The 26,337-nt window shown below is 38.2% G+C and carries 22 protein-coding genes and 1 tRNA gene; all 23 read left to right on the top strand.

Annotation, left to right across the window (positions count from 1 at the left end):
• The first annotated feature begins 87 nt into the window (after positions 1-87).
• The 23 genes from FAX86_RS11545 to asnB all read left to right on the top strand — a co-directional run bounded on the left by FAX86_RS11545 (position 88) and on the right by asnB (position 26,180).
• Positions 88-164, top strand: a tRNA-Val gene (locus tag FAX86_RS11545).
• Positions 165-471: 307 nt separating this feature from the next.
• Positions 472-1,080 carry a hypothetical protein gene (locus tag FAX86_RS11540; RefSeq protein ID WP_144393565.1) on the top strand — a complete coding sequence of 203 codons (609 nt, stop codon included), beginning with the start codon at positions 472-474 and terminating at the stop codon, positions 1,078-1,080.
• 416 nt (positions 1,081-1,496) lie between these two features.
• Complete coding sequence (locus tag FAX86_RS11535) at positions 1,497-2,120, top strand: ABC transporter substrate-binding protein (protein ID WP_144393564.1); 624 nt, start codon at positions 1,497-1,499, stop codon at positions 2,118-2,120.
• The gene (rfaH, locus tag FAX86_RS11530) at positions 2,117-2,614 is read left to right on the top strand and encodes a transcription/translation regulatory transformer protein RfaH (protein ID WP_144393563.1); all 498 of its coding nucleotides are present in this window, start codon (positions 2,117-2,119) and stop codon (positions 2,612-2,614) included. Before FAX86_RS11535 ends, rfaH begins: the two co-directional genes overlap by 4 nt.
• Before the next feature lie 691 nt (positions 2,615-3,305).
• Positions 3,306-5,387 (top strand): SLBB domain-containing protein, encoded by a 2,082-nt coding sequence (locus FAX86_RS11525; RefSeq protein ID WP_425467782.1) that lies wholly within the window; start codon positions 3,306-3,308, stop codon positions 5,385-5,387.
• Positions 5,329-6,936, top strand: coding sequence for a capsule assembly Wzi family protein (locus tag FAX86_RS11520; protein ID WP_246128585.1), 1,608 nt, complete (start codon positions 5,329-5,331; stop codon positions 6,934-6,936). Before FAX86_RS11525 ends, FAX86_RS11520 begins: the two co-directional genes overlap by 59 nt.
• A 58-nt stretch (positions 6,937-6,994) precedes the next feature.
• Complete coding sequence (locus tag FAX86_RS11515; protein ID WP_144393560.1) at positions 6,995-8,020, top strand: Wzz/FepE/Etk N-terminal domain-containing protein; 1,026 nt, start codon at positions 6,995-6,997, stop codon at positions 8,018-8,020.
• Between the two features lie 11 nt (positions 8,021-8,031).
• Positions 8,032-9,135: a non-hydrolyzing UDP-N-acetylglucosamine 2-epimerase gene (wecB, locus tag FAX86_RS11510; protein WP_144394033.1), complete on the top strand. Its 1,104-nt coding sequence runs from the start codon at positions 8,032-8,034 to the stop codon at positions 9,133-9,135.
• A 16-nt stretch (positions 9,136-9,151) separates the two neighbouring features.
• Positions 9,152-10,414, top strand: a complete 1,263-nt coding sequence (wecC, locus tag FAX86_RS11505; RefSeq protein ID WP_144393559.1) for a UDP-N-acetyl-D-mannosamine dehydrogenase — start codon at positions 9,152-9,154, stop codon at positions 10,412-10,414.
• Entirely contained in the window at positions 10,415-11,605 is a 1,191-nt protein-coding gene (locus tag FAX86_RS11500; RefSeq protein WP_144393558.1) for a UDP-N-acetylglucosamine 4,6-dehydratase, read from the top strand.
• Positions 11,606-11,614: 9 nt separating this feature from the next.
• Complete coding sequence (locus FAX86_RS11495; protein ID WP_144393557.1) at positions 11,615-12,763, top strand: LegC family aminotransferase; 1,149 nt, start codon at positions 11,615-11,617, stop codon at positions 12,761-12,763.
• Positions 12,764-12,768: 5 nt separating this feature from the next.
• Positions 12,769-13,920 carry a UDP-N-acetylglucosamine 2-epimerase gene (gene neuC, locus FAX86_RS11490; protein ID WP_144393556.1) on the top strand — a complete coding sequence of 384 codons (1,152 nt, stop codon included), beginning with the start codon at positions 12,769-12,771 and terminating at the stop codon, positions 13,918-13,920.
• Between the two features lie 2 nt (positions 13,921-13,922).
• Positions 13,923-15,002: an N-acetylneuraminate synthase gene (gene neuB, locus FAX86_RS11485; RefSeq protein ID WP_144393555.1), complete on the top strand. Its 1,080-nt coding sequence runs from the start codon at positions 13,923-13,925 to the stop codon at positions 15,000-15,002.
• The gene (locus tag FAX86_RS11480) at positions 15,002-15,925 is read left to right on the top strand and encodes a methionyl-tRNA formyltransferase (protein ID WP_144393554.1); all 924 of its coding nucleotides are present in this window, start codon (positions 15,002-15,004) and stop codon (positions 15,923-15,925) included. The genes neuB and FAX86_RS11480 overlap by 1 nt, the downstream gene beginning before the upstream one ends.
• A 32-nt stretch (positions 15,926-15,957) precedes the next feature.
• Positions 15,958-17,013, top strand: a complete 1,056-nt coding sequence (locus FAX86_RS11475) for a nucleotidyltransferase family protein (protein WP_144393553.1) — start codon at positions 15,958-15,960, stop codon at positions 17,011-17,013.
• Between the two features lie 3 nt (positions 17,014-17,016).
• Positions 17,017-17,718, top strand: coding sequence for an acylneuraminate cytidylyltransferase family protein (locus FAX86_RS11470; RefSeq protein WP_144393552.1), 702 nt, complete (start codon positions 17,017-17,019; stop codon positions 17,716-17,718).
• Positions 17,711-18,508 (top strand): SDR family NAD(P)-dependent oxidoreductase, encoded by a 798-nt coding sequence (locus FAX86_RS11465; RefSeq protein WP_144393551.1) that lies wholly within the window; start codon positions 17,711-17,713, stop codon positions 18,506-18,508. Before FAX86_RS11470 ends, FAX86_RS11465 begins: the two co-directional genes overlap by 8 nt.
• Entirely contained in the window at positions 18,502-19,419 is a 918-nt protein-coding gene (locus FAX86_RS11460; protein WP_144393550.1) for a Gfo/Idh/MocA family protein, read from the top strand. The genes FAX86_RS11465 and FAX86_RS11460 overlap by 7 nt, the downstream gene beginning before the upstream one ends.
• A gap of 1 nt (position 19,420) precedes the next feature.
• Positions 19,421-20,224 carry an SDR family oxidoreductase gene (locus tag FAX86_RS11455; RefSeq protein WP_144393549.1) on the top strand — a complete coding sequence of 268 codons (804 nt, stop codon included), beginning with the start codon at positions 19,421-19,423 and terminating at the stop codon, positions 20,222-20,224.
• 53 nt (positions 20,225-20,277) lie between these two features.
• Positions 20,278-21,936 (top strand): hypothetical protein, encoded by a 1,659-nt coding sequence (locus FAX86_RS11450; protein WP_144393548.1) that lies wholly within the window; start codon positions 20,278-20,280, stop codon positions 21,934-21,936.
• 9 nt (positions 21,937-21,945) lie between these two features.
• Entirely contained in the window at positions 21,946-23,154 is a 1,209-nt protein-coding gene (locus FAX86_RS11445) for a hypothetical protein (protein WP_144393547.1), read from the top strand.
• Positions 23,147-24,352, top strand: a complete 1,206-nt coding sequence (locus FAX86_RS11440; RefSeq protein ID WP_144393546.1) for a hypothetical protein — start codon at positions 23,147-23,149, stop codon at positions 24,350-24,352. Before FAX86_RS11445 ends, FAX86_RS11440 begins: the two co-directional genes overlap by 8 nt.
• Positions 24,339-26,180 carry an asparagine synthase (glutamine-hydrolyzing) gene (asnB, locus tag FAX86_RS11435; RefSeq protein ID WP_144393545.1) on the top strand — a complete coding sequence of 614 codons (1,842 nt, stop codon included), beginning with the start codon at positions 24,339-24,341 and terminating at the stop codon, positions 26,178-26,180. The genes FAX86_RS11440 and asnB overlap by 14 nt, the downstream gene beginning before the upstream one ends.
• Positions 26,181-26,337 lie beyond the last annotated feature (157 nt).

Below are 26,337 nucleotides of genomic sequence, written 5' to 3'. Positions count from 1 at the left end.
TTGAAAGTTATCGAGAAAATAAAAAGTGCTTGCAAGCACTTTGGCTTCTAGGTAATATACGCGCCTCTTTTGAGAGTCCTTCTCAATAGGCGCGTAGCTCAGTTGGTTAGAGCACCACCTTGACATGGTGGGGGTCGTTGGTTCGAATCCGATCGCGCCTACCATTTATCCCTTTAAAGCCAAACAATTACAAGTATCGTATAGGCTCGAGAGTTTTCCATATCAGTAAATGTCGCTCCCTCTTGGTTCAAGTTCAATTTCTTAGCTTCATTGCTTAATAATTGTTCATCGCTGTTTGCAAGTAATTTCAAGAATCAACAATTCCCGAAAAATGCCTCATTAAATGATACAAAAGTACAAATTAATTCTAGGTCATATTTACAAATTTTATACTGAATATTTACTACGTTGTCAGCTCGTATAGAGATATTGTGCGCCTCCCCAATAAGTTTTTGTTAAGAGGAATTAAATATGTTTAAGGAAAAGTGTTTCGCCGGTTTGGTATCACTATTTATATTAAGCGCATGTTCGGATGGTAATACTCCAGGAACCACTTCTGATGAATCCGATGATAATGATGTAACTTTGGAAAGCGTTTGGTCTGAAATTTCTGGTGTCTGGGCCACAGGGGTTGTTGTTGACGGGATAGATGTTTACATGTCTATTGAAAAGGGTAAAAAGAATTTAGTGTTTCATAATTCTGCAGAAGGATGTTATCTCTCTATTGACACAGAATTAGAGCATGAGTACGCAAAAACTTATGCTTGGTTGAAGGAATACGACTATCAGGAATATTTAGATAAACTGGAAGAAATGGCGTATGAGGGAGAAATCCTTCTTTCTAAGGCGGATTTTTCGAATGGCGAACTTGATGTGAAAGAAATTGAAGAGATTTGGGTCGAAGAAACTGAGCTAACCGTACGTCCTCTAGGAATAGAAATAAAAGATTTTTATTACGAAGCAACTGAAATAGGTATGTATAGTCTGGTCAAGTCGGATATACAGTCTTTCAGCGAGATGCCTATTTGTAACCTAGGTGATTTTGATATTTCGTTAGTAACACAGCACTTTCCCCAATAGTGTGTTAATGATTTTAGTGCCTAGAAGCCCAAGTATTTGGAATTCTAATTACTTGGACTGTAATAAGAGTAAAATACTTATTACTGCTAATTAGAGTTATAATACAGTTCTAATGGTTTTGAAAAAACTGAATTTAAACAAAGAGATAGCTTTAAGGGAAAGGTCATTTTGATACCGTGAGGGGACATTGGTTCGAATCCGATCGAGACTTCCATTTATCCCCTATATAACTGAATTTTCTTAGGGAAAAGTAGTCTCAGGTTTCTGTTAAAACCAGACAATTTTATGGTACTTGATATGAGTAAAGTGGTTTTGAGTATCATTTCAGTGAATTGCTCTGGTCATCGAATTTTGAGCTGTTATTTGATAGAATCTCAGAATTCAGTAATCCTCCGAATTTACGAGACTATTTGCAGATGAAAAAGCTCCTCCTAGCATTGATTCTTTCTTGCGGATCTTTATGCGTATTTGCAGATAAGGATGTAGAGAAAGTATTTGAACAGCAGCTTGAGTCGATTTTCAATGAGCTTAAGTCGAGCCCTCGTAAATATCAGTCAGCAACAGAATTAAAGCGATTGGCTGAGGATAAGATTATAAGTCGTTGGGACATTGAGGCGACTCTGCTTTTAATGATTGGCCGATCGCAATGGGCCGCGTTGACGGACTCTCAAAAAACACAATTATCTCGTTCTTTTAGTGATACCTTGACACGCTATTTTATGGAAGCTTATGGATTTTATGATGGGCAAACCGTTGCTTTGTCCTCGGTAAAGCTCAACAACGACAGAACTAAAGGTTGGGTTTCGATTAATATAGAGCTTGATTATATGCCTGATTTGGTAGTCGACTTAAGTATTGTGAATCGCTCAGAACGATGGTTACTCAGAGATGTTCGATTTCAAGGGATACACTATACGCACATGAAAAGAGACTATTATCAGGGAATGATTCAAAAGTTTGGCGTGGAAAAGTTGGTGGCCGATCTGAACAAGAAAAATAGGGATTATTTTAGCGCTTTAGGGATGAATTCAGATTCATGAGTAAGAAAGATTGGTATTTAGTCGCTACAAAGCCAAAACAAGAATCTCGAGCAAAGGAGCATCTTGCAAATCAAGGAATAGAGTTTTTTTTACCCGAGGTGGAGATTGAAAAGGCTGCAAGAGGCAAAAGAGTCGTCCGCAAAGAACCTCTTTTTCCTGGATATGTTTTCGTTCTTTTGTCCGATTCAGATGCCTTATGGAGTAAAGTTCGCTCCACGCGAGGGCTCCGAGATTTCATTCGATTTTCAGGTCGGCCTGCAAAGGTTGCCAGTTCAATAGTCGAACATCTTAAACTCGAATTAGATAGCCGAGACTTGAAGCTTTCCCAGATACCGCAAAAAGGCTCAAAAGTACTTTTAACAAGTGGACCTTTTCGAGGTCTGGAAGCTATTTTTGAGGTTTTAGATGGTGAGCACAGAGCTATTATCTTGTTGGAATTGTTAGGGAAAGCGCAGCGTATTACAGTTGAGTTAGGCGAGCTCAACGTCGGTTGAAGGATTTTCCTCATTTCTTTTGTTAATTATCCACGAATCAGTAGTTTGGCGTTTCATTGTTGTGAGACTTTCATTACAATAGCGGCTCGCAAAATGTCTCGTTTCGAGGTGCTCTGATAGCCTAAATTCAGGGGCGGTAGCGTGCCTAAACTACTGTGATTTGCTGCTTTTAGAAGTCTAGAAGGCGATAATAGAGTCTGAATAATTTAAGTTGAAGGCAAATAAACACTGCATGAAAAATATGAAAATTTTAAAAATTGGATTTTTGTTGGCAATAGGACTTTCCTCTTCGATTGCCGAAGAAATAGATGTTGCTAAGGCACAGCAAATGTGTCAAAACGCAACTGCTCAACAGAAGCAAATGGCAAAAGCAGCGGGCTATGACCTTGACTCATTGTGCTCTTCAGTAGCCAATTCTGCAAAAACCGAAACGCTTGATAATCCAAAGCTGGTTAATCCTAGAACTTCGACTACACGCAATACCGACACCAATTTAAATATTAACCAGAGTCCTTTGGGGCTATTCACTCCTGAGCAGATTGCTGCAATGTCTCCCGAGCAACTGTTGGAGATCACGCGACAAGCTCAAGATTCAAACCCAACTTTAAAATCAGAAAGTCCGTTGGACCTTCAACCTTTCGGATACGATTTATTTGCGGGTGAGCCGACCACCTTCGCACCGGCAACGCAAATCCCTGTTCCGGTAAACTATATCATTGGCCCGGGCGACACTCTCGAAATTCAATTGTTTGGAAAGATGAGTCAGCAATTGTCTTTGCTGGTCAATCGAGACGGTCAAATTAATTTTCCTGAATTAGGACCCATTTCTCTCACTGGATTGTCGTTTAGTGAAGCAAAGCAATTACTTCATAAGCGAATTAAAGAACAAATGATTGGTGTCGATGCAGCGATTTCTTTAGGTGAATTGCGGTCTATTCAAGTGTTTATATTAGGTGAAGCCTACAAACCGGGCTCTTATACAGTATCCTCTTTATCTACGATGACTAATGCGTTATTCGTTAGCGGTGGTATTAATGATATTGGTTCATTGAGAAATATTCAGTTAAAACGTAGTGGTCAACTGGTTTCATCGCTCGACCTATATGATTTATTGATGCGTGGAGATACTTCTAATGATGCGCGACTTTTTCCAGGAGATGTAATTTATATTCCTCCTGTTGGAAAAACTGCATCGATCAATGGCGCGGTAAAACGTCCTGCGATTTACGAACTTAAAAATGAGAAAGATGTAAAAGACTTGGTTCGTTTAGCGGGTGGATTGAGTGCTACTGCGTATAAGAATGAAGCTCAGTTAACACGAATTAATGAGAGTGGTTTTACTACGGTTTTAGAAGTAAACCTACCTCATAAATCGACCTTAGACCTAAAGTCAGGTGACTCCTTAGTTGTACAAGAGCGTGTGGATGTCAATCGTCAATCCGTTAAATTATCTGGCCATGTTTATCGTCCCAAGAAAGTAGCTTGGCGACCTAATTTGAAGGTGTCTGATTTAGTTCAAAGCTTTGATACTTTTAAACCTTTACCTCAACTGGATAGTGCGATTTTGCTTAGAAAAACATTGCCTCTTTATTCTCTTGATATTGAAGTTGTTAATTTATCTGAAGCGTTATCCAATAAAAGTTCTACCGCAAATAAAGTTTTGAATCCACAAGATGAGCTAATCATACTTGGCTATAGTGAGGAACGTGATTCAGTTTTAGAGCCTGTCATAGAGATGCTGAAAAAGCAGGCCAGCTCAAAGCACTCGACTAAAACTATTTCTGTTTCGGGCATGGTTCGTTATCCAGGGGAGTACCCTCTCGCTAATAATATGACAGTCTCAGAATTAATAAAGCTGGCAGGTGGTCTAGCTGAGTCTGCCTATACATTAAGTGGCGAAGTGACTCGAGTTTCACTTAAGGACCCAGAAAAGACATCGATCAAACACTTTGTTATCTCTCTTGATCAAGGATCGAATGAAAGTGAGTCGTTTATTTTACAGTCGAGAGATGTTTTAAATATTCGCCAGCGCCCTGAGTTTAGAGAGTTCGCTTCTGTTGAAGTCATGGGAGAAGTTAAGTTTCCGGGAACTTATCGAATTAAAAAGGGTGAGACATTAAAAGACTTGATGAAACGAGCCGGAGGTTTTACTGACTTTGCTCATATCGAAGCTGCTGTGTTTACTAGAGTTGAGTTGAAAGAACGTGAAACAAAGCAACTTAAAGAATTAAGAGAGCGACTTAAGTCTGATATTGCTAACTCACAGTTAGAGCAATCAAACACTGGTAAAAATGCAAACTTAAGTTCACTAGAGCAGCTTATGGAATCTCTCGGTACAACTGAAGCTCTAGGTCGTCTCGTTGTTGACTTAAAGGAAATATTATCTAGTGATAGTGAAAATGTTATTTTGAAAGATGGTGACATCTTAGTGATTCCTTCCTTTAGACAAGAAGTGAGTGTTGTCGGTGAAGTTCAGTATCCTACTTCTCACTTATACAATTCAGATTTAAGTTTTGAAGAATATATTGAACGAAGTGGTGGAGAAACAGACAAAGCCGATGACGAACGCATATATATTGTGAAAGCCGACGGCTCGGTCGTTCTTCCCTATAAATCTGGATGGATTAATGCAACAGGTGTATCTATTGAACCCGGTGATACGATTGTTGTCCCCCTCGATGTTGATGCGACTAATGATTTGGCGCTGTGGACAAATGTCAGTCAAATCGTTTATCAGTTGGCGCTTGGTGCTGCTGCATTTTCGAGCTTGTAGTCGGGGTGTTAAAGTTTTGAATATTTTAGTTATAGTTGTGAAAATCCGTTTAAGATTACTCATATCAATTTTTTTGATGAGTGTTTTTGTAAATTCTTACGCGGAGCCTTTTATTAAAACAGACGACATGTGGTTGAGAGCCGATATTGAAACTCTAGCAAATGTTGGAATAATTAGGTCTCCGATAACAACATGGCCTTTAACTTGGGGACCTATTTTAAAAGACTTAAAGAATGTTAAGTTAAATGAAGTCCCAGAAAGGTATCGCAGTGTTTTATTACGAGTGTTAAGGGAAGGCAGACGATCAACAGGACGAGACTCTTTTCTTACCGAGTTTAGAATGCATGCCGGACAGGAATCACAGCTGTTTCGATATTTTGGTGATAAAGCTCGTGATAAGCGCGAACTTTCAACTCGTACAGCAGGGATGACCAGTAACTTCGCATGGAATCTTGAGGTCACATTAGCCCCTGATTCTGTTGATGGTGATGATAAGCGATTTGATGGTAGCTACATATCTGCAATAGGGGGGAATTGGATTTTTGCTGTGGGGCAAATGGAGCAATGGTGGGGGCCTGGATTTCAGCATTCTTTAATTCTTTCCAACAACGCGAAGCCAGTACCGGCTATTTATTTAAAAAGAAATTATGCTGAGAGTTTTGAAACACCGCTTCTTAACTGGATTGGTCCATGGACGTTCAATGTTTTTGCTGGTCAACTAGATGATGCAAGAACGATTAATAATGCTAAGTTACTAGGAATGTCAGTCGCGTTTAAACCCATTGACTCATTAGAGATCGGACTAAGACGTACTGCTCAATGGGGCGGCGATGGTCGGCCAGAAAATTTTGACTCTTTTTTAGATATGTTAACAGGACTAGATAATTGTGATGAAGGTGGAAATACTTGCGATGATCGAGCTACTGAACCTGGCAATCAATTAGCCGGAATTGATCTAACCTGGCGTCCACATTTATCTATTCCCTCAAGTTTTTATCTACAAACCGTTGGAGAAGATGAAGCAGGTTATGCTCCTTCAAAAAAATCTTGGCTTTACGGTGTAAACTTTCAGCTTTCTGTTGGAGGTAATCCGTTAAGTGTAAATTTAGAATATACGGATACTAGTGTCGATGGAGATGGTAACATCCCAGGTGAAGAATTCAGTGGATATAATGTTTTGTATGAACATAGTCTTTATCGACATGGCTATCGATATCGTGGTCGAAGCATCGGTTCAACAATAGATAATGATTCTAAAATGACCTCGTTATTAATGACATATCAAACAAATGACTGGGGACAGTTTAGTCTGTTGAGTTCGCAAGTAGATTTAAATGTTGACGGAGAAGATGTTCCTTTACCTGGTGGGCATTCAATTCAGCAAACATATGCTGATTTTAATGAGTTTATTTTTAAGTGGATGTACCCAGTACGAAGTATTGGAAAAGTACTTTTTAAACTTACGAAGAGAAGTGAATCGTTAATTAATAATAGTTTTGAACATTTTGAAAAAGATTCATTTGCTATTAGCTGGAGTATTGATTTTTAATTCCATAGCGCAATTGCGCCGATTTATTATATGAGCGATTTATTCAAATTGAAAATTTATGATAGAAAATAAGTTAAAAAAATTAGAAAAAGAGAATGAGCAACTGAAAGCGCAGCTGGCAGACTTCTCATCAATGAACTCCAAGTATTATTTAGGTCAAGTGAGTTCGTATGAAGAAATTAATTTACGTGAGCTAATAAATGTAATTTGGCAAGGGAAGTGGATAATTATAAGTGTGGCTCTATTATTCTTTACTTTATCTATTTTATTGGCTTTTTCGCTTTCAAATGAATATAAATCGACTGCTATTCTTGCACCAGCGTCCTCTTCTTCATCTTCGCAACTTTCGAAGTTAGCAGGGCAATTTGGCGGATTAGCTTCATTGGCAGGAATAAATGTTAGCGGGAGTGGAAAGGGTGATAAAACCACCATTGCGATTGAAATAATTAAAACTTGGGGTTTTTTAGAGAAGTTTATTCAAAGTAACAACATAGAACCAGAGTTGTTCGCAGTAACAGGTTGGGATAGCTCGACGAACTCCTTGATTTATGACACTGAAATTTATAATCCAAATAAAGAAGAGTGGATCAGAAATAATTTAGAAGATAGTAATAAATTCTTTAAACCTAGCAGTTGGAATCTGTATAAAAGATTAAAGAAACGTATTAGCATCTCTCAGGATAAGACTTCTGGGTTGATAAATTTGTCGGTTGATTATTATTCCCCAAGTATTGCTAAAGAGTGGGTCGATAAACTAGTTGTAGCCATAAATTTGCATATTCAAAAGCAAGATAGAGAAGAGGCTGCAAAGAGTATTGCGTATTTAAATCGGAAAATTAAAGAAACCAATATAGCAGATATGCAATCTGTTTTTTATCAATTAATAGAAGAACAAACTAAAACATTGATGCTTGCTGAAGTGAGCGATGAGTATGTTTTTAAGGTCTTAAGTCCTGCAAAAGTCCCTGAAGAAAAGTTTAAGCCTAAACGAGTATTAATTTGTGCGTTAGGTACATTGTTAGGAGTGGTTTTAGCTGTGATATTTGTACTCATTTCTCATTTTAGGAATAAGGATAATCAGTGAAAAAAATTTTAATGGTATTTGGAACTCGACCAGAAGCAATAAAAATGGCTCCTTTAGTTCATGCTTTCGCAAATGATAATCGTTTCGAAAGTAGAGTTTGTGTGACGGCTCAACATAGAGAAATGTTAGATCAGGTATTGGATTTATTCGATATAAAGCCTGATTATGACCTTGACCTAATGAAAGCCGATCAAACTCTGTCGGATGTTACTGGCCGCATTTTGTCTGACTTAACTCCTATTTTAAAAGAGTTTATTCCTGATATTGTATTGGTTCATGGTGACACAGTGACAACTTTTTCGGCGTCTTTAGCTGCATATTATGAAAAAATTGCTGTTGGTCATGTTGAAGCTGGGTTAAGAACTGGAGACAATTATAACCCTTGGCCTGAAGAGGCAAATCGAAAACTTACAGGAGTTTTAGCAAAGTATCATTTTGCTCCTACTGTCACATCAAAGCAGAATTTACAGAAAGAAAATCATGCAAGTGAGCATATTTATGTTACTGGTAATACTGTAATAGATGCTCTGATGATAGTAAGAGAAAAACTTGAGCTGGACATCGAGCTTAATAATAAATTACGGGCTCAGTTCCCATTTTTGAATGACAAGCAAAAGTTGATATTAGTTACAGGTCATAGGCGAGAAAGTTTTGGTAACGGATTTGAAAATATTTGTGAAGCATTAGTTGATATAGCAATAAAGTATCCTGATGTACAAATAGTGTATCCTGTTCATCTGAATCCTAACGTGCAGGAGCCTGTGAATAGAATATTATCAAATATTGATAATATTAAATTAATAGCACCGCAAGAGTATCTTCAATTTGTTTATCTTATGAATCGAGCTCATATTATTCTTACTGACTCAGGAGGGATTCAAGAAGAAGCGCCGAGTTTAGGTAAGCCTGTTTTAGTAATGCGTAATACGACAGAGCGACCTGAGGCTGTTTCTGCTGGAACTGTTAAGCTGGTAGGAACTGATAAAAATCTTATAGTTGAAACACTTAACACGCTTCTAACAAAGCAGAACGCGTATAATCAAATGAGTTTTGCTCACAATCCTTACGGAGATGGCAATGCTTGCGAACGTATTTTAAAAGCATTAGCTGAATAAGTTTTTAGGAAATTTTATGTCGTTTAATACAGTATCTGTAATTGGAATGGGATACATCGGGCTTCCTACAGCGGCGATGTTTGCATCTCGAAGAGTAAATGTAATTGGCGTAGATATTAATCAACATGTCGTTGATACCATAAATAATGGAGAGATACACATAGTTGAACCTGGTTTGGATATGATTGTTCACGCAGCCGTAAGTGAGGGATATTTAAAAGCAGTAACCAAACCTGAGCCAGCAGATGCATTCTTAATTGCTGTACCAACTCCATTTAAAGATTCTGAAAGCTCTGTACCTGAGCCTGACTTAAGCTACATCGAGTCTGCAGCGAAAGCCATCGCGCCTGTACTAAAAAAAGGAAATATTGTTATCTTGGAATCAACATCTCCTGTTGGAGCTACAGAACAAATGATGGGCTGGTTAGCTGAAGCTCGAGAGGATTTAACGTTTCCTAAGCTGGTTGGTGATAAGGCAGATATAAATATCGCTCATTGCCCCGAGAGAGTTTTACCTGGGCATGTAGTTCGTGAATTAGTAGACAATGACAGAGTTATTGGCGGTATGAGCAAGAGGTGTTCAGAGAGGGCAATAGAGCTATATAAAATTTTTGTAGAGGGAGAGTGTATTGTAACGAATTCTCGTACTGCAGAGATGGCAAAATTAACAGAAAACTCGTGCCGTGACGTGCAGATCGCATTCGCAAATGAGCTATCAATTATTTGTGATAAGTTAGATATTGACGTTTGGGAGTTAATATCGCTTGCTAATCGTCATCCACGCATAAATATATTACAACCAGGCCCTGGAGTTGGAGGTCATTGTATCGCCGTTGATCCCTGGTTCATTGTAAGTAAAGCTCCAGACGAGGCGAAAATTATTCATACTGCTCGTAAAGTAAACGACTTTAAACCGGAGTGGGTATTAAATAAAGTGAAAGTTTGCATTGCTGAGTTTTTACAAGCTTACCCCGGTAAAACAGCAAGAGAAGTAACAATCGCGTGTTATGGCTTGGCGTTTAAGCCGGATATCGATGATTTACGTGAAAGCCCTGCACTACGTATAACCGAACAAATAGTAAAGTTTCATTCTGGCCCTGTTCTTGCCGTTGAGCCGAACATATCGAAAGGTGACATGAATATAAAAAATGTTAACTTGGTTGAGTTGACAGAGGCACAGTCTGAAGCTGACATTCATATTGTTCTAGTCGACCATAAGGAATTTAAAAATTCGTCAGTCAAGTCAGAGTATTTAATTGATACAAAAGGAATCTGGTAAATGGGTAATATATTATCGCTTATTGGGCGCACTGACCCTCTTTTTACGAGTGACGTAGAGCGAAATGAAACAGAGCTTTCAGAAATTGTTTCTGAGTCTAAATTTTTGGTACTAGGCGGTGCGGGTTCGATTGGCCAAGCTGTAAGCAAAGAAATTTTTAAGCGTAACCCCAAAAAATTACACGTTGTTGATATAAGTGAAAATAACTTAGCCGAGTTAGTCCGAGATATTCGTAGTTCTTTTGGATACATCGAAGGTGACTTTAAAACTTTAGCTCTCGATATTGGCTCTGCTGAATATGATGCATTTAATAAATACGATGGACAGTATGATTACGTACTCAATCTTTCTGCTCTTAAACATGTTCGTAGTGAAAAAGATCCCTTTACCTTAATGCGTATGATTGACGTTAATGTATTTAATACCGAAAAAACAATTCAACAATCAATTGATTCGGGGGTAAAAAAATATTTCTGTGTTTCAACAGATAAGGCAGCTAACCCTGTGAATATGATGGGAGCTTCAAAGCGCATTATGGAAATGTTCTTAATGCGTAAAAGTCAAGAAGTAGCAATCTCTACTGCTCGGTTTGCAAATGTTGCTTTCTCAGATGGTTCTTTGTTACATAGTTTTAATCAACGCATCCAAAAGCACCAGCCTATAGTAGCACCAAATGACGTAAAACGTTATTTTGTAACACCTCAAGAGTCAGGAGAGCTATGTCTGATGTCTTGTATATTCGGTGAAAACCGCGATATTTTCTTTCCTAAATTAAGTGAGGCTCTACACCTTATCTCTTTCGCTGACATTGCAATGAAATATCTCAAGCAACGTAATTTAGAACCATACCTATGTCAGAGTGAGGATGAAGCTCGAGAGCTGGTAAAAACTTTACCTGCAAAAGGTATATGGCCCTGTCTATTTACTACGAGTGATACTACGGGGGAGAAGGATTTCGAAGAGTTTTTTACAGGAGATGAAATTCTCGAACTGTCTCGATTTGAAAATTTGGGAGTCATAAAAAACGAACCCAATTTTAACCAGGAACTACTCGATATATTTGAACAAAAAATTGGACAAATGAAAGAGAATGGTTTGTGGAGCAAAGAACAGATTGTTGAGTTGTTTTTTACAATGATTCCTGACTTTGGCCACAAGGAAACAGGAAAATATTTAGATAGCAAAATGTAGGAGAGTGGTGTGAATAGTGAAGAGTTAGTCGCTTTTATTAGAGATATATATTCAACGAATGAATTCATACCTCTACATGCACCTACTTTTAATGGCAATGAAAGTCGTTACGTTCAGGAAACTATTGATAGTACATTTGTTTCTAGTGTCGGTAAATTTGTCGACGACTTTGAAAAAAAGATAGAAGCACTTACAGGCACTAAGAAAGCTGTTGCAACTGTAAATGGAACAGCTGCATTGCATACAGCGCTATACATGGCTGGTGTAAGAGCTGGTGATATAGTCATTACTCAAGCCCTCACGTTTGTTGCTACTTGCAATGCTTTGTATCACATGGGGGCTGAACCTGCATTTGTGGATGTTTCTCCTGAGAGTCTAGGGCTCTGCCCTAAAGCCTTAGACTCCTTTCTAAGTGAGCATGCCGAAGTCAATAACGGTGAATGCTTCTTGAAAAGTAGTCAGAAGCGCATTCGAGCTGTTGTGCCGATGCATACTTTTGGCCACCCTGTTGAACTTGATGAGATTATCGATGTTTGTCGTCGTTGGAGTCTATCTTTAGTTGAAGATGCTGCAGAAAGTTTAGGCTCATATTATAAAGGCAAGCATACCGGTTGTTTCGGTGACTTCGGTGCGCTAAGTTTCAATGGAAATAAGATCATAACGACTGGTGGTGGTGGGATAGTCCTATGCTCTACAGCAGAAAGCGGCAGTAGAGCTAAATATATAACGACTACGGCAAAGGTTCCTCATGCCTACGAGTTTTTCCATGATGAAGCTGGCTTTAATTACAGGATGCCAAATATTAATGCCGCTTTAGGGTGTGCCCAAATGGAGTCACTTGAATCTTTTTTAAAAGCAAAAAGACAACTAGCGGAATACTATTTAGAGTTTTTTACAGGTAGTGAATGTCAGTTTGTAAGCGAGCCTACTTACGCACGATCCAATTATTGGCTTAATGCGGTTATTTGCCCTGATGAATCCTCAAGAGAGCAATTACTAAAAGAAACTAATGAGATGGGCGTGATGACTCGCCCCATATGGAAATTAATGCATAGACTTCCCATGTATCAAAATGCTTTGAGAGATAGTTTAGAGCAGTCGGAACTTATCGAGTCTCGTTTAGTAAACCTCCCAAGTTCTCCAGTAGTAAATAGGTAAGATTGATGCTAAAGCGCATAGGAATTGTAACTGGAACCAGAGCCGAGTATGGCTTGCTATCTCGTACAATTGAGTTATTACAGTCTAACTCAGACTTTCAAACTGTCGTGTTTACATGTGGCACTCATCTAGCGCCAGAATTCGGTTATACAATACAAGAGTTGTCAGAACACGGCGTTCAAAACATTGAACCTGTCGAAATGCTTTTATCTTCAAAATCGAGAGCTGGAGTAGCAAAGTCGGTAGGCTTGGCCTGTATTAGTTTTGCAGATGCGTTTTCTAGGCAAGATTTAGATGGTGTGCTTTTATTGGGTGATCGTTATGAAGTTTTGGCGGCAGCACAGACAGCCATGTTCCTTGAAATTCCAGTTGTTCATATCCACGGTGGAGAGGTTACTGAAGGGGCATTCGACGACGCTATAAGACATTCGATCACTAAAATGGCAAACATACATTTTCCTGTTGCTGAGCAATTTGCTGAGAGAATTAAGCAACTCGGAGAGTCTGAGGATAGTGTGTTTGTTGTTGGATCCCCAGGTGTGGATAATATCTTAAACAGCCCAAGAATGAATCAAAGTGAACTAGAACAAAGTTTGGGATTCTCACTTAGCAAAAATCTCGCGCTGGTTACTTATCATCCAGTGACTAAAGCTTCGAATTCACAAGAAAACGATATTGAACCGCTAGTTTCTGCTATCCGTAATAATCCGAATTTACAATATGTAATTACTTTTCCAAATGCAGATGGCGGCGGCGCACAAATTATTGAACAGTGGAAAACTATTGAGCACTTAAATAATGTGCATATTGTGCCCTCTCTTGGCTTCATACGTTATTTATCTATCATGGAGCACGTCAGTTGCGTGATTGGTAATTCATCTAGTGGAATTATTGAAGCTCCAAGTTTCAATACTGTTACTCTGAATATAGGCACACGTCAACTGGGAAGGCCAAGGGCGCAGTCTGTTATCGACTTGGCAATGAATGAGCAAGTAATAACTGAGGTATTACAAAAAATCGCCAACTCCGAAGAGATTGTCAATTTTGAGAAAAATATTAATCCGTATGGAAAAGGCGGGACGGCTGAGCTGGTTGTAAAGCTTCTTTCAGAATTAGATTTACCTAGTTATCTAAATAAATCTTTTAGGGATATATAATTATGTTGAATCCGAATAGAGTATTGATTATTGCCGAAGCGGGCGTAAACCACAATGGTGATATCAACTTGGCGAAAAAGCTTATTGACGCTGCAGCTGAAGCTGGAGCTGACATTGTAAAGTTTCAAACTTTTAGAGCAAACAAGTTAGCTGCCTCATCGGCCGAACAGGCTAAATATCAAGCGGCTAATACTGGTGTCACGGAATCACAACTAGAAATGCTTAAGCGTTTAGAGTTGAAATACGAAGATCACCAAGAGCTAGTTAATTACTGTAACTCCAAAGATATTACGTTTTTATCGACTGCTTTTGATTCTGACAGCCTTAGGTTTTTAACTGAAGAACTTGGCCAGAAGCTGCTTAAAGTTCCATCTGGTGAACTAACTAATGCACCTTTAATTTTAGCTCATGCTTTAACTGGGCTGAATATAATTCTCTCAACTGGTATGGCTACTTTAGCGGAAATAGAAACTGCTCTCGGAGTCATTGCGTTTGGGTATCTAAATCCTAATGAAGAACCTTCGGAAGAAAAGTTCATTCAGGCCTATTTTTCTTCTAAAGGTCAGAGGTTATTAAGGGAAAAAGTGACTATATTGCATTGTACGACAGAGTATCCTGCTCCTTATGGGGATATTAACCTGAATGCAATGGACACAATTAAAAATGCTTTTAAACTAAACGTAGGTTACTCCGATCACAGTCAAGGGATTGTTGTTCCAGTCGCTGCAGCTGCTAAAAGAGCTCTGATAATTGAAAAGCATTTCACGCTTGATAAAACAATGGAAGGCCCAGATCATAAAGCGTCACTTGAACCGCACGAGTTAAAAGATATGATAGCCGCAATCAGAATAGTTGAACAGATCTCTGGTGATGGAGTAAAAGGACCAAGGCCTTCTGAAGTTAAAAATATTGATATCGCCAGAAAGAGTATTGTCGCCTCAAAAAATATTAGAAAAGGCGAACTTTTTTCTGCTGAAAACTTGACAATTAAAAGGCCTGGTAATGGTATGAATCCAATGCACTTTTGGGACTTAGTTGGTACGACCGCCGAACGAAATTACAATGAAGATGAGTTGATTTAATGAAAGTTGGATATTTTGCTGACGGACCTTGGTCACATGAAGCTATAAAGTTATTTACAGGTAACGAAAGTATTGAACTTTCGTTCATTGTGCCGAGGTTTGATACACAAGACCCCGTTCTAAAACAGTGGGCAGAAAAACTAAAGATTCCTTTTATTCCGCACCCTAATGTTAATAGCAAAGAGTTTTTGCAACAGGTGGCGGAATTTGAAGCTGATTTATTTGTATCCATGTCGTTTAATCAGATACTAAAAAGAGACATTATAGACATGCCTCGTCTAGGCTTCATTAACTGTCATGCAGGCGCCTTGCCATTTTATCGAGGTAGAAATCCTTTAAACTGGGTGTTGATAAATGGTGAGTCTAGTTTTGGAATTACGGCTCATTATATTGATGAGGGAATAGATACTGGTGATATTATTGAACAGAGATTGTACCCTATAACTGAAACTGATAACTACGGTTCTCTTCTTGAGAAAGCTATTAGTGAATGTGCTCATGTTCTGGCTGCTGCTATTGAAAAAATTCAATCAGGGAAAAGGAAAGGGACTAAGCAAGAAACAATTCATCCTGTTGGGACTTACTATGGGCGGAGATCTGTCGGTGATGAATTAATTGACTTTCGCTGGAGTGCTCGCCGGTTTTGTAACTTTGTACGGGCTATATCGAATCCTGGGCCAAATGCTCGGTGTTTCATTAACGAGCAAGAGTACGCAATTATTGAGGCAAGCATGATTGAGCAAGCGCCGGAATACATCTCAACCATAGGTGAAGTCGTGGGAAAAGATTCCAGTGGCGTAGTCGTTAAAGTTGGAGATTCGACTGTGTTATTGGCGAAGATGGCAAGAGTTATAGACAACGAATTAAAAGAAGAGTTTGTGCCCAGTTTTAGAATTGGAACTCGTATGCAAGTCAGTAGCTAAATCTAAAAATACGAGTCATTGAGAGTAAAAAAATGAATAACAGCTGGAAAAAAGTTCTTATTGGTGAAGATGCAAACGTTCGCGAAGCATTGAAAGTGATTGATTCGAATTCTATGAAGGTTGCTTTGGTAGTAGATGAATATTGCCATCTTAAGGGCTTAGTTGCTGACGGCGATATTAGACGCGGAATGCTCAATGGCATAGGTTTCAATGATTCTGTCACTTCTATAATGACTACTGAACCGCATACTGCACCAGTAGCCAGCAGTAAAGAGCAACTGAAAACTCTGATGCAAGAAAAGCAAATATTGGCAGTTCCATTGATTGATGAATACGGCTGCGTTCAAGGTTTGGTTACAATTAGGGATGCGTTAGATGTCGAAACTAAGAAAAATCCTGTATTTATAATGGCTGGTGGCTTTGGAACACGCTTAAGACCATTGACTGATAACTGTCCAAAACCTATGTTGAAAGTTGGTGGTAAGCCTATATTGCATATAATTATCGACATTTTTAAAAGAAGTGGTTTTACAGAGTTTTATATATCTACTCATTACCTTCCAGAGGTCATAATGGATTATTTTGGAGATGGCAGTGCATTTGGAGTGAACATCAAGTACGTGCATGAAGATACTCCGTTGGGTACAGGTGGTGCGCTGGGTTTACTTCCTTCCGATATGCCAGAGCTTCCTCTAATAATGATAAATGGCGACATATTGACTAATGTCAACTTTTCTCATCTACTTGACTTTCATGTGAAAAATGATGCGGAAGTCACAATGTGCGTTAGAGATTATGAAGTAAAAGTTCCATTTGGAGTTGTTGAAGGTAATGGAAACCTCATTACACGAATGGTAGAAAAACCAACTTATCGATACTTTGTCAATGCCGGTATTTATATTATTTCGCCAAACGTTTATAAAAAAGTTAATAGTATGGCCGTAATAGATATGCCGACTCTGTTGGAAAAGCATATAGAACAAGGGGATAAAGTTCTTAAATTACCAATTCACGAATACTGGCTCGATATAGGAAGAATTGATGATTTTAGTAGAGCTCAGCAAGATATAGAAACTATGGAGTACTAGAGATTGATTAACGGAAACGAAGTTATCGCTGTTGTTCCTGCCAGAGCAGGAAGTAAATCGATTCCAGACAAGAATATTAAATTGCTTGCAGGTAAGCCCTTAATATATTGGCCAATCAAATCTGCGTTAGATTGTGACTATATCGATAGAGTGATTGTCTCTACTGACGGTGAAAAAATTGCTGGTGTTGCGGCACAATGTGGAGCAGAAGTATACGAGAGGCCTGCTCATTTGGCTACCGACGACTCACTTGTAATCGACTGTTTAAGAGATCTCATTAGTACCTTAAAAAGCGAAGGCAGTGAAGCGAAGTATATGCTTTTACTTGAAGCAACCTCTCCACTGAGAAGTCAAAACGATATCGTTGAGTGTATAGAGCTACTCGAACAATACGATTCTGTTGCAACATTCACTGAGGCTGAGCTAAATCCTTGGAGAGCATGGAAATTAGAAAATGGTGAGGTAAAACCATTTATTGATGGTGCGATTCCATGGCTGCCTAGACAGAAACTTCCGCCAGCCATTCAACTAAATGGTGCCGTTTATGGTTTTAGAGTTGACTTGTTGCCTGAGGATTCTGTTTCACTACTATTTGGTAAACAAGGCGCTGTTCTTATGCCAGCAGATAGATCTATTGATATCGATAATGAAACTCAGTTTAGAATGGCCGAAGGTTTTTTATTAAGGAAAAATGAAAATGATTAGCTTGAAAAGTTTAATGTCATTAAAAGGGAAAGTTGCCCTTGTAACTGGCGGAGCTGGCCTACTTGGTGGCCAAATAGCAGAAGCTTTAGCAGAACTCGGTGCAGATATTGTGATTGCAAGCCGAAATATTGGAACATGTGAGGAGAAGTGCGCCGATATTAATAAGCATTTTCCCGATATTAAAACGCATGCTTGTACACTTGATTTAACTGACTCTGACAGTATTCATGCTTGTGTCGCTAATACGGTCGAGCAGTTTGGCAAAATTGATATACTTGTAACCTGTGCGTGGTCTGGCCGGAAAAATAGTTGGGAGTCGATTAACGATGAGGACTGGAACTATGACATCGAAGTTTGTTTAAACGGAGTATACAGACTAATTAAAGCATCAACGGATGCTCTAAAAGAGACTAAAGGTGTGATTCTTAATATTGGTTCAATGTATGGGCATGTAGCGCCTGACTACAGGCTGTATGAGGGAGTCCCTCAGGCAAACCCGCCTAGTTATGGAGCCGCGAAAGCTGGAATAATTCAGCTAACTAAATATTTAGGAAGTTTTCTCGCTAAAGATGGTATTCGTGCGAATTGTATTAGTCCTGGACCATTTCCATTTGAGCACGTGATTAATGAATTTCCTGAGTTTAAACAGCGCTTATGTGACAAAAATCCAATTGGAAGGCTTGGAATGGCACACGAGATTAAAGGTGCTGCAGCATTCTTATGCAGTGATGCTTCCTCGTATATGACCGGTCAAAACATTTGCGTCGATGGCGGCTGGGCAACATGGTAAAAATAGGAATCATTGGTTTTAGCGAAGGGAATGGACACCCATATTCTTTTTCTGCAATTATCAATGGTTACAATAAGGACGAGCTTTGTAAAACTAAATGGACTGGGATTTTAAATTACTTGCAGAAGAGAGATGATTGCGAATTGGCTGCGTTAGACGCCCAAGTGACGCATGTCTGGACACAAAATCAACCTTTGAGTGAAGAAATAGCGAGATCTTGTTTAATTCCTAATGTGGTAAATGAATATACCGACATGTTGGGAAGCGTTGATGCTGTTGTAATAGCTAGAGATGACTTTGAAAGTCACTATCCAATAGCTAAAGTGTTTCTAGAGACCGGTACACCTGTATTTATTGATAAGCCATTAACGTTGGAGCTATCTGAACTCGAGTGGTTTAGTCAATTTTTAGAAAATGGTTTGCTAATGTCTTGTTCAGGTTTTCGTTATGCAGGTGAGTTAGATCATGCACGACACCGTTTAGATGAATTTGGAGATGTTAAATTAATCCGTGCAGCCGTTATTAATGGCTGGGAAAAATACGGTATACACATGATTGATACTGCTTTGGGATTGAAAGATTTCGAACCCATTTCTGTTGACTGTAAGCACAATGGCAAGTATCAACAAATGTTGATTGAAATGGCTTGTGGCACATGCTTACAAGTAGATACTCTAGGTTCAGATATTGTCACCTTTTCATTTGATATTTTTGGAACTGAAAAGATATCAAAGTCCGAGGTTCGAGATAATTTCACTGCGTTTAAACGAACTTTGTATCGGTTTATTGAGCAAGTGAAAACCGGTACTCCAGCAATACCTGCAGGTATAACAGTGCGATCAATTAAAACGCTCGTCGCTGGCAAAATGTCTCTCAATCAACAAAGAAAAATTGAATTAAGAGAGCTGTAGAATGAAAAGCGTAAACGAATTATTAGATTTGAAGGGGCGCGTGTCCTTGATAACAGGTGGTGCCGGGCATATCGGACAAGTTATTGCCGAAGGGCTTGCGGAACAAGGTTCTAATCTCGTGTTGTTAGACGTTAATACAGAAAAGTTAAATGCTGTAGCTGAAGGACTTAAACATAAGTACTCTGTAAACGTTATGACGCTTGTAGTCAATCTCGAGGATGAAATTGAAATTAAGTCTGTCGCTGACAAAGTTGGAAAGGAGTTTGGAAAGCTAGACATAATGGTCAATAATGCTGCATTCGTTGGTGATTCATCTCTAGATGGCTGGGCTACAAGCTTTGAGAAGCAGTCTATAGACACTTGGCGTCGCGCAATTGAAGTAAACCTAACAGCTCCTTTTTGTTTGATTAAATCATGTGCGTCGTTGTTCGAAAAGAGCGGTGCTGCATCGATAGTAAATATCGGCTCTATTTATGGGATTTCGGGTCCTGATTTGAGCCTGTATGAAGGCACTGCAATGGGTAATCCAGCAGCATATGCTGCGAGTAAAGGTGGACTCACACAACTAACTAGGTGGCTTTCAACAGTATTGGCTCCAAATGTTAGAGTTAATACTGTTAGCCCGGGTGGCGTATTTAGAGGCCAGCCTGAATCTTTCGTCAACCGCTTCACTGAAAAGACTCCTCTGAAAAGAATGGCAACCGAAGAAGATATAAAGGGAACCGTTGTGTATCTTGCAAGCGATCTTTCTAAGTATGTAACTGGTCAAAATATTGTTGTGGATGGTGGCTTCACTGTCTGGTAGTGGTGCCTCATTAGCTACGGTTAAATAATTATCCCCTAAAATAGGTGCTGCTAATGAGAGTTCTCATTTTTTTAGATGAGTTTGCATACCCAAAAAATGCAAGTGAAATTCAACAAGACGACACCGTAATATATGGAAAAAATATCAATGTAGAAAGCATTAATTGTACTGAAGCTATTAGCTTATCTTCTGTCGAGCCTAATTCGATTCAACAGTTTGCGTCAGAATTTGATAATAAAATTGATGAGTTGTTTGGCGAAGAGGCATATCACTGTACTTCTCAAGTCAATGATTGGTTTAAGTTCCTTTTTATTGAATTTTTGCAAGTAGTGACCTTGTTAGATGAGCTTAATTATTCTTCGGTACACTTGTATGGCGGTCATTCCAGCTGTTCTTTTGTGTCTGTCTATTTAGCTGCAAATACAGAGGTTTCTCGGCCATTATTAAGCTCTAGAGCTAGAATGCTAAACCCTTTAATTGCTCAGTGGGTTAAATCAAAAGGGCAAGAGTCAAAGCTATATTGGAAAAAAGAGGGTATCTTTATGCTTCGACTTGTTAAGTGGATCCGCAATTTTGCTCTCCTTACTATCACGAGTTTCAACTTATTCTCTTCAGTTCAGTTCTCGAAGAGAAGGACTTTTGCCGCTAAACAGGCTGCTATTTTTAGGACAGGTGATCAGCTAAAAAATATTGAATATCTCAAGAATACAGTCACTGGCATCGAATTAGTTCGAGGACCTGGTTTTGGAAAAATACAATCTGAACAATACACTTCATTGATAGGTGTTCAGGAAATTGTACTGTCATTGTTCGATTTCATCGCTTGGAAAATAAAAGAGTTATTCTGCCTGGATTCTTTAGTAAGCCTAACGGTGTTAAATGGCGAAATTAAACTAAGTAAAAAGACTTTACTCAGTGAATCGAGCTGCCTTTTGACGTCTTTTGCTTATTATAGAGGGCTGAAACGATTTTTAGATTTGGGGAGTTACTCTCGGGTTTATTCACTAGAAATGACCAGTCGATATGCTCTTATCGACGCTTGCGTCACTGCTAAGAGAGATATAGAGTTGGTAGGGTTGCAAACAATTAGTATTGGCAATCTTTATGTTCCAAAGTTTCCCGCTCAGGATCTGCTATTTGCTAAATCGCGAGTTGATAATCTGCTTTTACAGAAGTTATATAAAAATGCTCGTATAGAGTATATTGGCAGTTTTACATTGTCATCGTTGGTGGAGCGTTGTGACTCGGAGGAACTAGACAAAAGTGTAATTTTTTATACGCAGCCTTACGGCATAAATGATAATGTCAATATAGTGAAATCAGTCTTGAAAGAATTACCTGATGAGTGGAAACTAATTATTAGAAATCATCCCAGAGATTCTTATAATTATGAAACAATTTCTGATCGAATTGCTTTAGATACAGAGTCGTTCTATTTAAACGGGTTAATTAAAGCAAGGGTTGTCATTTCTAAAACATCTTCGATTTTAGTTGAGGCGATTGAGCTGCAAAAAAAAGTGATACCCGTAGCAATCGATGCTTATTCACAATCTATTATCGAGTCAATTATAGGTAATAGTTGTAAATCAGTGAACAGTTTGGAGGCCCTTAAGGAAGAGTTGTTGAGTGCTTTCCAAAATGTCGATTATTCTGCGTGGAATTTGTCACACGTTTTAAAAGATATAACTGTCAAAAAAGAATTGCTGGTATAGGTATAACCGGTGATAGTAAAAAAAATATTGAGATATGTCATAGGCAAGTTTTTTGAACTTGCCATATTGTCATTAATATTGTTTTACATTGGCTATGTCGTCGAACCATCGGAATATAGCCGTATTTTACCGTTTTTACTAGTGATAAGCACAACAACAATAATTTACTCAGGTATTGGTTCTAGTTTTATAAAAGATGTGAAAATAAACGAGGTAAGTTCGTATGACATCTATCTCAAGCGTTACTTCAGTCAAACGCTAATTATAGGCATATGTTTAGCACTTTGTTTTTTGATTTTCAATGATAAGTCAGCTTTGTCGTTATTAATTTGTGGTGTTCTGTTCTTCAATGCATTTAGATCTTTTGGTCAATCTTACTACCGGTCATTATTAGAAGAAGTTTCATTAATTAAATTTAACTGCGCTTATCCAGTTGTGACATTGATGGTATTTGTCATTTTGATGCATTTAGATGCAGATATTATTGATTCATACATGATTGCAGTGTTTTTCGGACTGCTCTCTTCTGCTGCATATATTGTGTTTTTCATGGTTCGAAAGTTTGCAGCGCAGCACCTTACAATGTTGTATTTGCCTAGATTGAAGACTTGGTTAGTGCCACTGCAGCATTTAGTTATAAACGGAGCGATATTTATCTTTTTGTTTGTCGATAAGTTTATTGTAAACAAAACGATGCCAGAAGGTTTTATAGGGCAATATCAGTTGTATGACAACTTCAGTAATTTATTTTACATGGGGGTGTCTTCTTGTTTATACCTACTATCTCCATACTTGCTGTCCAGATATTCGAGCCCGGATGGCTTTGATAAAGGAGGTAAGTTTCAATTATATTATTTGTTAATAATTTTTATATTGTCAACACTTTATATCGCAGTTTCATCGTGGGTTATACACGCGTTTTTTAGTTCCTATGCTGACTATATCGAATTCTTTTATTTACAAATAACATTAAAAGGATGCGCGCTCACCATATTCTTACCAAGTATTTTTTATATGTATCTAAATAAAGAAAAAAACTTTTCAATGCTTTTATATAGTTTTATGTTGTCAGGTGCAGTTTTAATATGTCTATTTGGGTTTTTGAGAGAATTTGACTTTCAAATTGTGCTATTAACTATAGTGTTAACTATTGCTTCGTTCTCCGTATTTACCAATACAAGAGTGTTCATTTGGAATAAGACTAGTAATAATGGTTAGTGGTAAGCTTGAAATAGTAGTGGTAAACACATTCTTTGTTTTTGCGTTATTCCCATTTGTATCCCCCGTACCAGTAAATAGTGATGTTCAACCGATCGCGGGTTCGATTGCATTGCTCTACTTTTTGTTGAGGTCTGCTTTAACCGGTAAAGTTCCAGCTGGATTATTAGTTGGCATAGTTTTTTGCTGTTTTGCATTTATTTACATTAATCCTCTTGAAAACGTCGATCTACAGATAGGTAAGTTAATTGCTTTGCCACTAGCTCTGTGTACAGCATTATTTATATACCATTTTAGGAAATCCTTTTCCGCGCGTGTATTTAATGCAGCTATATTTATCTATTTTTTGTTTTCACTGATGTTCGTCATTTTTCCAAGTCAAATGATCTCCATTCAGTCTCTTCTAGTTCGAAATATTAATGTAACTGAACTTGGCTATAGAGGAATATCGACATTTTCAACAGAGCCCGGTCTGTTCGGAGGGTTATTGGTTGGTCTACTAGCGATAAATATTTATTTTCTGAAACTCAAGAAAATCAAAATAGGTATGTTTATAGTCAATACAATCTTTATCGTAATTATGATTGCAATGACTAAATCCGGTTCTGGTTACGCTTATTTGCTAATATTTATCGTTTTACTAATATTAAAAAATGTAGGGGTGGTGAAGTTTATTGCTTCTTTCGTTGTGCTTATAGCCGTGCTTACGACTACTAGCTTGAATCAACCAGATATGGAGTTCGACGAAGTTGGACGTGGTGCCCATACCATAATACGCTTATTCGCACAGCCTGAACTTTTCATTCAAGACCGTTCAATATTGTATCGAATCTACGCTGTTTATGTTGCAGGTATTTCGTTCTCACAGTCTCCCGCTGGGGTGGGTCATGGTGAAGTAAAGTCTATTTCGCAAGAAATTGTAGATAATGATTCATATCTAAGATATTTCTACGGTTCATATGGTGAGAATTTTCACCCTGTATCTTCTTTTGGTTTTTACCTTACCGCTTACGGTATTTGGTTCCTTACACCTTTATTTCTACTGTTTATTATAAAGCGGCCTATATTGCCATTTGCAGCTCTTATGATTTCTTTTCTTTTATTTTCATATTCTATTGCATTCCCTATTACTTGGTTCCTGTTCGCAATGGGAGTTCAATTAAATAACAAAAAAAGCGAGTATTATGTGCGGAATTAGTTTTTACTATAGCCAAGAATCAAGTTTCAAAAGTGAAATTCGGGAGAGCCTCGAACTGATAAGACACAGAGGGCCAGATGCCACCGGCGTATATGAAACTAAAATTGAAAATGCTTTTGTAGGATTAGGGCATAGTCGACTTAGTATTATAGAGTTATCTGATGCGGGAAACCAGCCAATGCACGATAGCAGAGGCTACTCAATAGTATTTAATGGTGAGGTATACAATCATCGCGAACTGCGCGTAGAGCTTGATAGAAAGGAATATCCTTTTGTGGGAAGCTCAGATACTGAAGTAATACTCAAGCTTTTTATAGAGCATGGAACAGACTCTTTTAAAATGCTTAAGGGGATGTATAGTTTTGTTATATTGGATTCAGTTAAAGGATGTGTGCATATAGTGCGAGATAGCATAGGAATAAAACCTTTGTACATTTCTAAGAATAAGAGCAGTATTTTCGCTAGCTCCGAAATTAAAGGTTTAAAGCCCTACATTAAAGATAGTTTGGAGATCGACCGCAATGATGTATATGCCTTTTTTAACACAGGCTTCCTATACGAACCCAATACAGGCTTTAAAGACATTAAGAAATTAATGCCTGGCTCTTTTATGACTATCGAGTTGGCAAGTTCAAATGTAGTTTATAATGAGATTCAACCTTTAGCAAAATACAATAATCATCAGAACTTTAAAGAAAAGCTTACTAACTCTGTTTCTAACCAACTTATTGCTGATGTGCCGCTAGGAGTATTTTTTAGTGGTGGTGCCGATTCAAGTATATTGGCAGGTTTAGCTGGAGACGCAGATCTTTTCTTTGCTGAATATGCTTCAGATCCTGCTTCTAATGTTGATAAAGAGTACTCTAGAAAAATTGCTAAACATTTGGACAAGAAGTTAGTATCTTATCGTTTTTCAGATGATGAATCAGATATTGAACAACTAATCGAGCAAGTGAAATTTGTAGCCACTAAATCAGAAGAGCTTGTGTCAGACTATACTTTCTGGGCGACTTATCAACTGTCAGAAGCTGCGAGAGAAAGTGGTTACAAAGTTATGTTAAGTGGTATGGGTGGAGACGAAGCTTTTGCTGGTTATCCAAGATATCATGTTTTAAATAAACACAGCTTGTTCAAGTTAGCTACGCCACTACTAAAGCTTATTCTAAAATTAAGGATATTTCCCAAGAGTTTAGACAAAAAGTTTGAGCGCCTTGTGTCTTACACGCAAGAAAGTAATTGGGGCGTGGCTTATTCTAGATTACTTGGCTATTTCAGTAGGAAAGAGTTACAGCAATTATTTGGTAAAGAAGAGGCTGAGTATTTCGACGTATTTAGTACTTCTATGAACAAACTAATGGCTGGTTTTAATGGTGTTTCAAAAAATAAAGTGAAAATGGGACAATACTTGGACCGCTTCGGTTTTCTTGCGCACAATTTAATTGTATCTGATAAGGCTAGTATGTTGGCGAGCATCGAACTTAGAGTTCCTCTTTTAGATGAGTCTTTGGTTGCTCATGGTATCGCCGAGAAAGCTGATAACTTGATTGATAACAAGGGTACCAAGAAACCTCTAAAGGAATTATTATCTGACTTTTTACCGAGGAACTTGATCGACAGACCCAAAACCGGTTTCAACCCGCCCATAGACGCGTTGGTTAAAAAAATTGGAAAAGAGCGGATATCTTCTGAGTTGTTAACTTCAATTGATTATATTGATAGTAGCTTTGCTAAAAAGTTAATTGATGATCATTTTAGTAAAAAGAACAATAACGCATATAAGATATGGCAATTACTCTATTTTAAGTTTTGGATTCAGAGTCAACAGTAGCTATAGTTGAACGAAGAATCATTACGTTAGAAGTTTATATGATTAGTAAAGCGAAAAAGATTTTTCACACAGTCAAGTATTTGCAATTTAAGCAAATCTGCTTTCGCGTGTATTATCGCTTTAAACGGCCGTCTGTAAAAGAGTTAGGCTCCGGTTC

This window comes from Pleionea sediminis (genome assembly GCF_007570825.1).
Taxonomy (GTDB): domain Bacteria; phylum Pseudomonadota; class Gammaproteobacteria; order Enterobacterales; family Kangiellaceae; genus Pleionea; species Pleionea sediminis.
The sequence above is the reverse complement of the archived record's forward strand: the minus strand, read 5'-3'. Positions and strand labels throughout refer to the sequence as shown.